This window comes from Geomesophilobacter sediminis, assembly GCF_016458275.1.
GTDB classification, from domain to species: Bacteria; Desulfobacterota; Desulfuromonadia; order Geobacterales; family Geobacteraceae; genus Geomesophilobacter; species Geomesophilobacter sediminis.
In genome coordinates, this window is sequence record NZ_JAEMHM010000003.1 from 267528 (window position 1) to 281100 (window position 13573).

The 13573-nt window shown below is 63.8% G+C and carries 11 protein-coding genes; 7 read left to right on the forward strand and 4 right to left on the reverse strand.

Annotation, left to right across the window (positions count from 1 at the left end; translation table 11 throughout):
* Positions 1-11 precede the first annotated feature (11 nt).
* Positions 12-1079 carry an AI-2E family transporter gene (locus tag JFN93_RS04560; RefSeq protein ID WP_199382810.1) on the reverse strand — a complete coding sequence of 356 codons (1068 nt, stop codon included), beginning with the start codon at positions 1077-1079 and terminating at the stop codon, positions 12-14.
* A 282-nt stretch (positions 1080-1361) separates the two neighbouring features.
* Between JFN93_RS04560 and JFN93_RS04565 the strand changes: the two genes are divergently transcribed.
* The 7 genes from JFN93_RS04565 to JFN93_RS04595 all read left to right on the forward strand — a co-directional run bounded on the left by JFN93_RS04565 (position 1362) and on the right by JFN93_RS04595 (position 9302).
* Positions 1362-3113: a CheR family methyltransferase gene (locus tag JFN93_RS04565; protein WP_199382811.1), complete on the forward strand. Its 1752-nt coding sequence runs from the start codon at positions 1362-1364 to the stop codon at positions 3111-3113.
* 24 nt (positions 3114-3137) lie between these two features.
* Complete coding sequence (locus JFN93_RS04570; protein ID WP_199382812.1) at positions 3138-3671, forward strand: chemotaxis protein CheW; 534 nt, start codon at positions 3138-3140, stop codon at positions 3669-3671.
* Between the two features lie 35 nt (positions 3672-3706).
* Positions 3707-5443 (forward strand): methyl-accepting chemotaxis protein, encoded by a 1737-nt coding sequence (locus tag JFN93_RS04575; RefSeq protein WP_199382813.1) that lies wholly within the window; start codon positions 3707-3709, stop codon positions 5441-5443.
* Position 5444: 1 nt separating this feature from the next.
* Entirely contained in the window at positions 5445-7475 is a 2031-nt protein-coding gene (locus JFN93_RS04580) for a hybrid sensor histidine kinase/response regulator (protein WP_215907682.1), read from the forward strand.
* Entirely contained in the window at positions 7472-8089 is a 618-nt protein-coding gene (locus tag JFN93_RS04585) for a CheB methylesterase domain-containing protein (RefSeq protein WP_199382814.1), read from the forward strand. The genes JFN93_RS04580 and JFN93_RS04585 overlap by 4 nt, the downstream gene beginning before the upstream one ends.
* A gap of 158 nt (positions 8090-8247) precedes the next feature.
* Entirely contained in the window at positions 8248-8610 is a 363-nt protein-coding gene (locus JFN93_RS04590) for a response regulator (protein ID WP_407931866.1), read from the forward strand.
* 392 nt (positions 8611-9002) lie between these two features.
* Positions 9003-9302, forward strand: coding sequence for a hypothetical protein (locus JFN93_RS04595; protein WP_199382816.1), 300 nt, complete (start codon positions 9003-9005; stop codon positions 9300-9302).
* Here JFN93_RS04595 and JFN93_RS04600 read toward each other — a convergent pair.
* From JFN93_RS04600 to JFN93_RS04610, 3 genes are read right to left on the reverse strand one after another with little or no spacing between them, the layout of a single operon-like run.
* Positions 9294-10874, reverse strand: coding sequence for a sensor histidine kinase (locus JFN93_RS04600; protein ID WP_199382817.1), 1581 nt, complete (start codon positions 10872-10874; stop codon positions 9294-9296). The two genes, JFN93_RS04595 and JFN93_RS04600, sit on opposite strands and share 9 nt — an antisense overlap.
* The gene (locus JFN93_RS04605; protein WP_199382818.1) at positions 10871-11734 is read right to left on the reverse strand and encodes an ABC transporter substrate-binding protein; all 864 of its coding nucleotides are present in this window, start codon (positions 11732-11734) and stop codon (positions 10871-10873) included. The genes JFN93_RS04600 and JFN93_RS04605 overlap by 4 nt, the downstream gene beginning before the upstream one ends.
* Positions 11722-13479 carry a TonB-dependent receptor plug domain-containing protein gene (locus JFN93_RS04610; RefSeq protein ID WP_236021533.1) on the reverse strand — a complete coding sequence of 586 codons (1758 nt, stop codon included), beginning with the start codon at positions 13477-13479 and terminating at the stop codon, positions 11722-11724. Before JFN93_RS04610 ends, JFN93_RS04605 begins: the two co-directional genes overlap by 13 nt.
* Between the last annotated feature and the right edge of the window lie 94 nt (positions 13480-13573).

The following is a 13573-nucleotide window of genomic DNA, read 5'->3' on the forward strand; positions in this document are numbered from 1 at the left end:
CCCGGAACGGTTCAGCTGCCGGGAAGCTCCGAAGTATCCTCCCCGTCCTCCAGGGTCACCGCGTCGCGCCACACGGTCACCAGCGCGGCAAAGACCACCGGCCCCAGGATCAGCCCCAAAAGCCCCACCGTGAAGACGCCGCAGATCGCCCCCAGTACCACCGCCGGCACCGGGATGTCGCTGGTCGCCCCGATCGCCAGCGGCCGGATCGCGTTGTCGGCAAAACCGACGAAGATGAGACACCAAAGGGCGAGAAGCCCCGCCTTGACCAGCGCCCCCTGGGCCGCCACCAGCAGGCAGAGCGGGATCCAGACGAAGCCGGTCCCCACCACCGGCAACAGCGCGGCGATGGCAGTCAGGGCCCCGAAGAGAAACGGGGCCGGAACGCTTGCGACCCAGTAGCCGAGGGCGGCGGTGACCCCCTGGGCCAGGCAGGTGAAAAGGGTCCCCACGGTGACCGACGTCATGGTGTCGCGCAGGTCGGAAACCAGTCGGTTCGCCTTGCGGGTGTTGCGGGCGAAGCGCCCGATGGTGCGGTTCACCACCCGTTCCCCGTCGCGGTAGACGAAATAGAGGATGAAGAGGGTCAGGACCAGGATGAAAATGAGGTCCACCACGTTCTTGGCGAGCCCCTTGACCGCGTCCAGGGCGAACTGGGAGACTCCGGAGGCAACCTTGGAGCCGACCCCGGAGATGTTGATCCCGTACCGGGTGGCAACATCGTGCAGCCGTTCCAGGGCCGGGAACTGCCCGAAGACCCCGCCCCCGCTCTTGAGCGAGCTCGCCCATTTTTCCGCCTGCGCGTACCAATCGATCGCGTTTTGCGCGACCAGGTAGGCCAGAAGCCCCAGCGGCAGGATGACGCAGACGGTGACGATGAGGACCATGACCGCCGCGGAGAGGTTCGGGGAGTTGGGCAGCTTGGCCGCCAGGCGGTTGTAGTGCGGCATGGTGGAGACACCGATGATCACCGCCCAGGCCAACGGCTCGGCGACCGGGGCAAAGAGAAGCGCGAGCAGCACGAGCGCCGCCACGGTGATCAGGGCCAAAGTGATGCTTTGATAGAGCTCCTTGTTCATGTCAACCCTCCGGAGGAATAAAGGCACGCTCAATTCTAGCGCAACCGCTCCCGCAAGTCCGCACAATCAGTGCCGGACCGAAAACGAAATAGAAAATATAAAACAAAACGTCATTTTAAGCTATGAGTATATTTTTAGTTGACCGCACCGGCGCAATTACCTAGTATCTCGCCAGCCCCATGTTTTCTTTGACAGAATGGGCTTTTCACCCCCTGAAGCAGCGGTTGTTTTATTGCGGCTCGTACCCGTTTCCGGTCATTTTTCGGTTGGTCAGGGAATACCTTGTCACTGAACATCCTCGTCATCGCCGACAACAGCTCTTTTGGATCCTTCCTCTGCGAACTGCTGACGGACAAGGGGTACACCGCCACCAGTTCTCCCCACGGCGAAGCGGCCCTCCGACTGATCCGCAGCGGCAGGCCCGACCTCCTCATCGTGGAATTTCTGCCGGAATTTCTCGGTTCCGAGTACGGGCAGAAGATGAAAGCAGCCGTCACCGCGGACCAGCTTCCCGTGGTGGCGATCACCGAGTCCTCCTTTTTGGAGGAGGAACTGCTCGAAGCCTTCGACGTCATCCGGAAACCGGTCGACCACCGGCGTCTTCTGGACGACCTCTCCGCCCTGGCCGACCCCGCCCGGCGCCGCATCACCATCCCCCCCCTCGACGACGCCAGCTACCGCCTTTTGCGCAGCCACCTCCTCAGCCGGACCGGTCTGCACTTCGATCAGCGTAACCGCAGCTCCCTGGAACGGGGGGTGGGACGGCGGATGTCCGCCCTGAGGATCGCCAAGTACCGTGACTACCACGACTTTCTCAAGCGCCACGGCGAGGACCGCCGGGAGCTGCAAAAACTCCTGCGCTACCTCACCATCGGGGAAACCCATTTCTTCCGCTACCGGGCCCAGTTCGACGCGCTGCGCGCCCTTCTGGCCGAGCACCGGGGCGGAAGGCTCCGCATCTGGTCCGCCGGCTGCTCCACCGGGGAAGAGGCGTACTCCATTGCGATCACGGTGCTGGAAACCCTCCCCGACTGGCGCGAACGGGACGTGGTGATCCATGCCACCGACATCAACAACCACTCGCTGCAGCGCGCCCGGGAAGGGGTCTACTCCTCGTGGTCGCTGCGCAACCTCAATTCCGAATATCTCGGGCGCTACTTCGAAAAGGTCGGGGAGAGCTACCTGGTGGCCCCGGAGGCCAAGCGCCTGGTCCGGTTTTCCCACCTGAACCTGAGCGAGCTGGACTACGCTGCCGCCTCGGGCGGGGAACTGCGCGACCTGGACGCGGTATTTTGCCGCAACGTGATGATCTACTTCACCCGGGAACAGGGGCAGCTGATGGTGGATGCCTTCGCCCGCGCCCTGAAGGGGGGCGGCTCCCTTTTCCTCGGCCATGCCGAAACGCTGCTGCACCAATGCCCCGACTTCGTCTCCCAGGGGGGAAACGGCTGTTTCTATTACCGCAAGCGGACCGACCCCCTTGCGGTGCCGCGCGCGAAAACCGTGCCCGCCGTGCCGCGCCCCCCCCTCCCCCAGCCGGTCCCCCTCCTGGAGCGGGCCCGGGCCCGTTTCGAGGCGGAGGATTTCGATGCCGCGCTGAGCCTGCTGGACCGGCATCTCGCGGCATTTCCGGGCGAACCGGGTGCGCTGGTCCTCAAGGGATTCATCCTGGCCGGCCGCGGCAACCTCGCCGAGGCGCTTTCCCTGTGCGAGCGCGCCATCTCGGGCAACGACCTTTCAGCCGAGGGGTACTTCCTGCGCGGGGTGATCCGGGACGCCGAGGGGAAGACCGAGCAGGCCGCCGACGAGTACCGCAAGGCGCTCCTTTTGGATCACGGCTTCATCATGCCCCGCTACTACCGCGCCCGCCTGTTCCTCAGGATGGGCAAACGGGCCGATGCGGCCCGGGAGATCCGCAACGGCATCAGGATGCTCGCCCGTTACGGGGAGCTCGACACGATTCCCTACTCCGGAGGGATGACCCGTGCGGTATGCAAGGTGGAAATGCAAAGGACCCTGGCGCAGCTTGCCTAGCGCCGAAGGGAGGATGGAATTCGGATGAGCGGACCGGGAAGTTACGACATCGGCGGGATCCTCGGCGAGATGCGAGAGGCCTACTGGGCCGGCGTCGCCGAGCAGGAAGAGGCGCCGGGAGAGGTGCTGGAGGCCCTCCTGTTCACCCTGGGGGGGCTCACCTGCGCCTTTGAAACCCGCTTTGCCGCCGAAGTGCTGCGCCTGCCGAAGCTGATCCGGCTTCCCGCGGTCAGCGAGCCGGTGGTCGGCATCTTCAACCTGCGCGGCGAGATTACCGCGGCGATGGACGTGCGTTTCCTGCTCTGCTTTGACGCGCCCCCGATCGATGCCAAGGGACGCCTGGTGGTGGTGAAGGGAGAAACCTTCGTCACCGCGCTTCTGATCGAGGGGGCCCTCGGGGTGCACACCCTCCCGATGGACGCCTTCCGGCCCGCGCCCGGGGCAGCGGAGGAGCGCTTCATCCGTGGCCGCTTCGACCACGAAGGGGAAGCGGTGCTGCTCCTCGACCTGCCGGCCCTCCTGGCGGCGCCGGAGATGCTGATCGGGGCGCAGAAATGACCCCGCCGAATTTTTTTTCGCCTGGAGGCAACGGCATGACCAAGAAGCTCTCGGTTAAGATCGCCTGCGTACTGATCCTGGTCATGGTCGTCATCATGACCGGCTTCTCCATCTACTTCATCCGCTCCCGCTCCGCGAGCATGGAAGAGGAACTCCTCGGCAAGGGGGTCATCCTGGCCCGCACCGGGGCGCGCTCCATGGAGCGGATCCTGGAAGAGGCCCTGGCCAACGGCACCCTGAGCAAGGCGGACCTCTTCGACGAAAAGTACGTCCCGATCCCGGGAACCTCGCCCCAGAAGTACCACAGCCGTTTCGACGCCTTTACCGACCAGGCGGTCCAGAAGCTCGAAGACGAGTTCCTCCAGGACGACCAGGTCGTCTTCGCGGTCCTCGTGGACCGAAACGGCTATCTGCCGACCCACAACAGCAAGTATTCCGGTCCGCCGACCGGGGATCCGGAAAAAGACCGGGTCAACAACCGGACCAAGCGGCTTTTCAACGACGAGGTCGGCCTCACCGCGGCGCGCAACCTGCGGCCGCACCTCAGACAGGTTTACCACCGCGACACCCAGGAGCTGATGTGGGACCTCTCGGCCCCGGTCTACGTGGCCGGCAAGCATTGGGGCGCCTTCCGGATCGGCTTTTCCATGCAAAAGATCGAAAACAAGACCGCGCAGCTGAGAAACGAGATCCTCGGCGGGATGCTGGTCATGCTCCTGGTCTCCAGCATCACCATCCTTTTGGTGGTGACCCGGGTGATCCAGCCGCTGCACGCCTTGACCAGCGCCGCGCGCCGCATCACGGCGGGAAAGCTGGACGAGGCCATCCCGGTCGCCAGCGACGACGAGATCGGCACCCTCGCCTCGGCGTTCAACGTCATGACCACGGTGATCGTGAAGGACCTGAAGGAGGAGATCGCCCGGAGCAGTCGCCTGATCGGATCGGTCAAGGAGGCGGTGAGCCAGCTTTCCACCTCGGCCAACGAGATGATGGCGATCAGCGCGCAGCAGGCGGCCGGGGCGACCCAGCAGGCGACCGCGGTGCAGCAGGTGACCACCACCTCCGAGGAGATCGCGGTCACCGCCCGGGCCATCACCGAGAACGCCCACCTGGTCGAAGGGGTGGCCGACGACGCGGCGAGCAACTGCAGCGCGGGCAAGGTGGACGTCGCCAACGTGATCGAGGGGATGCAGGCGGTCCGCTCCCAGGTGCAGGGGATCGCCTCCAGCATGGTGGGGCTCGCCGATAACTCCCAGAAGATCGGCGGGATCGTGGAGATCATCGACGAGATCAGCGACCAGACCAACCTCCTCGCCCTGAACGCGGCCATCGAGGCGGCCGGCGCCGGGGAGGCGGGCAAGCGCTTCGCTGTGGTCGCCAAGGAGGTGAAAAGGCTGGCCGACCGGACCGTGGACGCAACCATGCAGATCCGGGGGCTGATCGGGGAGATCCAGCACGCCACCAACGCGACCATCGCGGTCACCGAGGAGGGGACCAAGGCGGTGGACCACGCCTCGGGGCTGGTGGACAAGGTGCAGCTTTTCTTCGGCAGCATCATCTCGCAGGTGGGGGAGACCTCGCAAAACGCCAAGGAAATCGCCCTCTCCACCCAGCAGCAGACCGCGGCCTGCGTCCAGATGGCCGAGACGATGACCGAGGTGCGCGACGTGGCCCAGCAGGTCGCGCTTTCCGCCCACGAAACCGAGCGGGCGGTCGCGGAGATCCTCGCCCTGGCCGAGCGGCTGGCGGACCTGACCGAGAAGGAGCGGTAGCATGATCTCCCGGAAATACCTGGACATCTTCTGCCGGGAGGCGCACGAGCAGCTCGCCCTTTTGCAGAGTGGCCTGCTGGCCCTGGAAAAGCGTCCGGGGGACCGGGGGATGCTCCACGAACTTTTGCGCCACGCGCACACCTTGAAGGGGTCGGCGCGGATGGTGGGGCTCGGGGACATCGCCGCCATCACCCACCGGATGGAGGAGCGGCTCAAGGAGATGGAAGGGGGAACCCACCCGGTCGACGCGCCCGGCATCGACCTTCTGCTCAAAGGGGCCGATGCCGTGGGGCTCCTCACCGCGGCGCTGGTCAAGGGCGAGCCCCCCCCGCTGGATGCCGACGCCTTCGTCGCCGACTTCGACAAGGGAGAACTGCCGGCCCCGGCTCCTGCCGACCCGGTCCCGACCATCCCCGACCCCGCGGATACGGTCCGGGCCCGGGTGAGTACCCTGGACATCCTGGTCAACCTGGTCGGGGAGCTGATCATCAACCGCAAGCGCTTCGAGACCAAGACCGACACCCTGCGCGACCTCCTCCCCGAGCTTCCGGCCGAGTGCCGCCCAAGGCTCAAGGAATTCCACCGGGAGCTGGAAGACGACGTCCTCTACCTCGACTACCTGATCCAGGAGCTCCACGGCAAGGCGATGGGGCTGCGCATGCTCCCCTTGAAGAGCATCACCGACGGCTTCGAGCGGCTGGTCCGGGATCTCTCCCGGGATCAGGGGAAAGAGGTACGGCTCGAACTGGTGGGTGGGACCATCGAGATGGACCGGGTCCTTTTGGAGGCGCTCAAGCCCGCGTTCATCCACCTGGTCACCAATGCGGTCTGCCACGGGATCGAGAGCCCCGAGGAGCGCTCCGCGGGCGGTAAGCCTTCCTGCGGGACGGTCCGGATCGCCGCCCAGCACGAAGGGAGCAGCGTCCTGGTCTGCATCCGCGACGACGGCCGGGGCATGGATCCGGAGCGGATCCGGGAGGCGGCGGTGGCCCGCGGCATCATTAACGGCGCCGACGCCGAGCGGCTCTCCGACGACGAGGCGCTCTACCTCACCCTGCGCCCCGGCTTCTCCACCTCGGAGACGGTGACCGCCGTCGCGGGGCGCGGGGTCGGCCTGGACGTGGTGAAGCAGAACGTGGATCGGGTCAAGGGAAACATCATCTTGAAAAGCGCGGTGGGGAGCTACAGCGAGATCCTGCTCCAGCTCCCCCTCACCCTCTCGGTGGTGGACGCGTTGCTGGTGGCGGCAGCCGGCGAGATCTACGCCATCCCCACCAGTTACGTCCAGGAGATCGTGAAGCTCCGGGTGGACGAGATCGAGTCGGCCGCCGGCAAGGACACGATCCGGCTCAACGACGCCCCCATGCCGATCTGCTCGCTCGCCGGCGCGCTCGGTCTTCCCGAGGCCGTCCCCTCCCCCCGCCACCTCTCCGCCGTGGTCCTGAAGCTTTGCGACCAGCGCCTGGCGGTGACCGTGGAGCGCCAGTTGGGGAACTCCGAGGTGGTGGTGAAAAGACTCGGGGCCCAGTTCCAGGGGGTACGGTTCGTTTTCGGGGCCACCATCATGGGAGACGGCAATCCGGCACTGATCCTGGACGTGCCCGACCTCTTCGACGGCGGGGCGGCGGCTCCCGCCCTGCGCCGTCCGGAACTCTCCCTCCCGGCGGCCAAGAAGGTGCTGGTGGTGGACGATTCCATCACCACCCGGACCATGGAACAGAGCATCCTGAGCGCCCGAGGCTACGACGTCACCGTTTCCGTCTGCGGCGAGGAGGCCCTGGAGCGTGCGCTCGCCGGCGCCTTCGACCTGATCATCTCGGACATCGAAATGCCGGGGATGAACGGCTTCCAGCTCACCCGCGCCCTCAGGGACCGGGAAAAGACCCGCGAGATCCCGGTGATCGTGGTATCGTCGCTGTCCCGGGACCAGGACAAGCGCGAGGCGCTCGAGGCGGGTGCGCAGGCCTACATCGTGAAGGGGTCCTTCGACCAGGGGGTCCTCCTGGAAACCGTGGAGATGCTGATCGGATGACCGATTACCCAATCCCATCCCGGCGCCCCGGAGCGCCTGCCGTACCGAGCATCCTCGCCATCGGCGCCTCCACCGGGGGCCCCAAGGCGGTGATGAGCATCCTGAAGGCGCTTCCCGACTCCTTCGGCGGGGCCATCATCGTCGTGCAGCACATCGCCGACGGTTGCGATCTGGGGTTTGCCCAGTGGCTGGACCGGGAGTGCCGGATCCCGGTGCGGCTGGCCGAAGACGGGGCGGCGCTGCGCCGCGGCGAGGTGCTGGTGGCTCCCAACGGCTACCACCTGCGGCTCGACTTCGGTGTCGTGCGCCTTGAGCCGGGCGCCCCGGTCAACTGCTGCCGCCCGTCGATCGACGTCTTTTTGGAATCGCTGGCCGAGGAGCCGTGCCGCCACGTGGTCGGGGTCCTTTTAACAGGGATGGGGAAGGACGGCGCCCGCGGCATGGCGGCACTGCGCGAAAAGGGAGGGGTAACCATCGTTCAGGACCAGCAAAGCTGCGCCATCTTCGGGATGCCCAAGGCGGCGATCCAGCTCGGTGCCGCCCAGCAGGTTCTCCCCCTGCCGGAAATCCCCGGCACGCTCTTGCGGCTTTTCCCCAACGCCCCGCCGGCGTGACGTCGGCCGCACCTCCGGCGGAGGAGCCACCGCACCGGTTTCACCTTGACAGCACTCCCCAACCGGGGGGATCTTGATTATCAAGCAGGCACCACCCGTCCTCATCCGAGACTCAAGGAAGGTCCCAGGTTTTCAAATATGAAATGCGGAGGCAGGAAGTGAAGAAGATTCTGATACTCGACGACAGCGAACTGGTCCTGGAGATGGCGAAGGACGCCCTCGAAGAAGCCGGATACGAGGTGGTGACCGCTACCAACGGCATCGAGGCGAACCGCTACATCTTTTCCCGGGAGCGGCCGGACCTCATCATCATGGACATCATGATGCCCATGCTGGACGGCAACAAGAAGGCGAAGATCCTCAAGGAAAACGAGATGAGCCGGGACATCCCGATCATCCTCCTTTCTTCCAAGGCGGACGACGAAATGCGGCGTCTGACTGCGGAATCGGGGGCGGACGGTTACCTGCTGAAACCGTTCTCTCCGTCCGACATCGTCGGGAAGGTAAAGATGTTCATTTAAGACCGAGGCGGGGTCTGGGGATCTGGGGATCCGGGGATCCGGGGATCCGGGGATCCGGGGATCCGGGCCGTGCCGCGTCATCGGCGCCGAAAAAGTTCGCGTCTTTAACGATCTTTTTTCAACAACCGGCGTGGCCTGAGGCTAAAGCAGAGGACAGCAGCTGTAAAAAAATGGACAGTCCAGAATGTTACAGCTCCCAGGTAACTAGCTGAAAGCACAACAAAAACCGCAACCAAAGGCGGCACATCTGTAACAAAATGGACACCTGTTCTGTCGCCTATAAACGACAAAAACGCGCAACCGCGCGTTTTTTCGTTTGGGGCACCGGCAGCAGATGCGGCACGTTTTTTGGATAAGGAGGGTCAGAGGAAAAACCTACCGGAGGGACGGCGATGGACCAGCAGTACAACATCATCAACCAGTGCCTGCATCTGCTCAAGCACAGCGACATGCCGACGATCAAGAAACTGCGGGTGGAGATCCAGCTCATCCAGATGAAGCGCCTGCTGCTCAACGAAAGCATCCCGATGGATGTGCGACGGGGCTCGTGCAGCACCGAGGTATTTGAAGGGCTCCTCACCCAGATGCGCGGGGTCTGCCACGGACCGAGCTCCAACGAAGGGCTTGCCGAGCTCATGAACCGGATCGGCGGCATGCTGAGCATGCTCGGCGGGAGACACCTCTCATCCTGATGTCAGCGGCTCAGCCGCAGGGAGCCGCACCTGCGCCGTAGTCCCCTCCCCCGGCCGCGAGGTCAGAACCAGCTTCCCTCCGTGGTCGGCGACGATGTACTGCGAAATGTATAGGCCCAGTCCGCTGCCGCCGCTCTCCAGCCGGGTCGAGTAAAACGGCTCGAAAAGCCGGTGCATCGTCTCCTCTTCGATACCCACCCCATTGTCCCGCACTACCACGACAACCTCGTTTTGCTCCCGATCCAGGGCGGTGGTCACCACGACCTCGCCGCACCCGTTGGGGAAGGCCTGCATGGCGTTGGTGATCAGGTTGATGAGGACCTGCTCGATCTGCTGCTGGCTGCCGTTCACCGGCGGCAGGGTGGGACAGAGCGAGGTCTTCAGCATCACCTGCTGTTTCATCTGACAGGCAAGCACCGACAGGGCCCCGCTGACCGCACCGTTGACGTCGAGGTTCGGGCGCCTTTTGGTGCCGCCACCTACCCCATATTCTCGCAGCCCCTGTACGACCCGGGCGATCCGCTCGGAGTTCTCCACGATCTTCGCCGCGTTCTCGGCAACCGCGTCCCGCGCGGTGGCAAAGGGGACCCCGCCCAGGTAGAAATCCCCCTCTTCGCGCCGCACGCCGTCCAGAAGCGGAACGGCGTCGCGCCACATCTTTTCGATAAGGTGCCCCGAGAAACGGATCGAGGCGTTGGGGTTGTTGATCTCGTGGGCCATGCTCGACAGGAGAAGCCCCAGCGAGGTCATCTTGTTGGTCTGGATGAGGCGCGCCATCACCTGCTTTTTCTCCTCCTGGACCTCGAGCTTCATCGCATTGATGAGCTCCTCCTGGAGTTCCCGGTTTTCCAGTTCGCGCAGCTCCAGCGAGGCGGCCATCTCGTTGATGGCGTTGGCCGCGCGCCCCAGCTCGTCGTCGCCGTCCAGCGCCACCCGTGCCGAAAGGTTGCCCGAGCCGATCTTCTCGATCCCGCCCATCATCAGGTTAAACGAGGCGGTGACCCGGTTGAGGATCTGGTAGCTCAGGAGCGAGGCGAGCGCCCAGAAGGCGATCCCGATGCCGATGGATGCGTAGATCAGCTTCCTGAGCCGCTCCCGCATGTCCGAGGTGTCCAGGCTCAACCGCACCCGTCCGATCACCCGGTCTTCGTCGCCGGCGGCGTGGCCGAGCAGGACCGCATCCGGAGAGGAAACGAGCCCCGGCGAGGTGACCGGAACCTCCATCTCGATGGTCCGCTCCTTGACGGCGGTCCGCTCCTTGACCTGGGTCAGCAGCTTACCGTCGGCGGTGACGATGGAGACCTGGAGCACGGAAGGATAACGACCGGTGCTCTTGGCCAGCGTCCAGAGCGCCTCCCGGTTTTCGGCGAAAAGCGGGAGGCGGGCGTTTTGCGCCAGCACCGTCGCCAGAAGCCTCCCCTCGCGGATCAGGGCGCTGCGGAACCCGGTGAACTCCGTATAGACGTAGAAGGATACGAAGGCGCCGGTCAAAAGCGCAATGGTCGCCGAATAGAGAAAATAGAGCCGGAAGCGGAAGCTCTTGGCCAGAAAGGGAAAGGGGAAACGTCTCATGAGCCCCCCGGCACGGTCAGCGAGAGGCGTAGTTTCTTCAGGACACCGTTGTTGGCCTTGATGGTGAACTTGCGGGGGGACTGCGCGGGCAACTCCTCGACCGGGGTCCCGTCCAGGACCTGCCGCGCCATCTCACCCAGCTGCCGACCGATGTCGTGGCGGTCGATGCTCAAGGCGATCGCCCCCCCCATGGTGAGATAGAAGTCGGAGAAGGTGACGACCGGGATCATCTCACCTTGCGAGAAGAGGAAGAAGGCCTCGGTAGTGGCGGTGGAGACCGCGGTGAGGTCCGGAATCATCCAGATGGCATCCACTCTGCCGCGCAGCGAGTCGAGCAGGGCCGGGGTCTCCCGGGGCGAACGGACCTCACGCACCACGAGATCCATCCCGCTGCGTCGGGCCGCGGACTGGGCCTTTTTCAGGTAGGCCCCGGTGCGGGAAGGATCGAAAAGGACGCCGATCCGCCGGGAACCCAGGTTGTCGAGCACGCTGACATAGCGGGAGGGATCGATGAGCATCCCGACGCCGCTGTGGTTGGCCGGGAGCCGGTGCCGGGGGGTGATCACCATCATGTAGAGCACCGGGATCTCCCGGACCTTGATCGACATCTCGTGGGCCCGCTCCCCCACGGCGATGATCAGCTTGGGACGTTCCTCCCGGACCATCCGGGTCAGGTCGGCGGCGACGAAATCGGAAAGGACCACGGTGCGGGACGATGCGGTGCATTCCCTCTTGAATCCCTGGACCGCTTCCTGGTATCCCTTGTCGCGCAAAGACTGCAGGATCAGGACGTCGTAACAGAGTCCCAGCGTCGGTGCCAGGAGGTAAACGACGGCGACAACAAGGCTTAGAAACGGCATCTAAACCCTGCCTCCGCCCACCGTCCCGGATTCACTTGACTCAGAGTGGTGAACTGCTTGCCATTGAAGATATTGTGGATGGAGAAGAAGAGCTCGATATCGACGCCCTCGCCGGCGGCGAAGCTCCTTCCGACGTGCAGGTCCCACAGCATGTCGTCAGCACTTAACTCGCCGGCGTTGGCGTTCCAGTCGACATAGTTGCCGATCAAAAGCGCCCGGAAGTAGGACGGGTTGTCGTAGGTGATGCCGACCTTGACCGAGCGGTGGGGGACCTCGGGAACCCGCTGGTGGGTCTGGTCGTCCCGGGAATCGATGAAGGTGTACCCGGCGGAGAGGGAGCTGTGGAAAACGGGGAGGGTCTTGAATTCGATCTCCACCCCCTGTTTCAGTTGCTGCGCCTTGGGGGCGGCATAGCCGATATTCCAGGTATCGTTACGGAATAAAGTGGTCTTCAGCCAGAGGTAGGGGATTTCGCCCGTCTCGAAGCCGACCTGGGAGGTCCAGACCTTCTCCGTATTGTCGTTGCTCCCCAGCGTGTTGATGCTGTAGCCGCGGCCGGTATAGCCGCGCAGCACGCTGTTGTCGCTTAGCGCATAAGTGACCCCGAAACTGGGGCTGAAGAGTTCGCCGCCGGTCCCGGTGTGGTCGTAACGGACACTGGGAATGAGGGCGAGCCGTCCCACGGTGAAGGCATCGTTGAAATACACGCCGACCCGCTCGGCTTGACGGTCAAAGGGGATCAAGTTGGCGCGGCGCTGTACCTGTACATGAACTTTCGCATCCTCAAAATCGACACCAGCAGAGATACGATTTTGGTCCCCCCGCCATCCTGCATTAAGGCAACCGAAGATTGAGGTTTCATCGGACTCGCTTCGCTGCAGAACCGTCCCACCCGAGTCGGCCCAGACCTGGCCGTTCATCATCCGCGTCTTTACGCTCCCCTCCAAGGAGAGCCGGTCGGAAGGACGCGACTCGAGGGTAGCACTGGCAAGCAGCTGACGAATCTCCTGATCGGCATTGATTCCGCTAAAGACACCCTGGCCCGAGGTGTTGTTGGTGTAGAGCGAAGAAAGGGTGAGGGAAGTGCGGCTGGAAAGCTCGTGGCGGAATTTGCCGTAGACGTGATCGAGATCGACATGGTTGTTGGGCAGCAGGCCTTCGGAATGAAGGCGACCACCGGAAACGTAATAGCCGACATTCCAGGCGGTCCCAGCGAGCTCGCCGCGGTCGTCATTGGTGCTGCTTCGCCCGACCGAGGCAGAAACCTCACCGGATACCGGCCGATCCGTGTTGGGAAGTTTGGTGATCACGTTGATCACCCCGCCCAGGGCGCTACCCCACGACGAGGAGGCCGCTCCCTTCACCACCTCGACCCGCTCGATGATCTGAGCCGGAATGGAGCTGATATCGGGTACGTCATCGGAGAGATTGTTGATCGGAACGTTATCGACCAGGACCAGCACATGGTTCCACTTCGACCCCTGGATCATGAGCGGAGCAACCGTTCCAGGAGTACGGTTTTGTATCGTCTGGACTCCCGGTATGGCGAGGAGAATATCAGTGAGCGTATGTGCGTTGAGAGCTGCGATTTCGGCGGCCGTAATTACGGAGACATTCTCGGCGGTAAGCGATGCGGGACGTGGAGAACGTCCTGAAGACACAACGTCGGGCTGATCTCCGGTGAAGAGCTCAATAGAGCGGAAATCCTCCTCATTGGCCCAGGCCGGACAGCCAAAGCCGACCATTGCACAAGCAAAGAAGAAAAGCCTGAGACAGTGGCTTATTTTTATATTTATTTTATGAATGAAAAAGAATCTCAAGTACTTACCATAAGCCAAA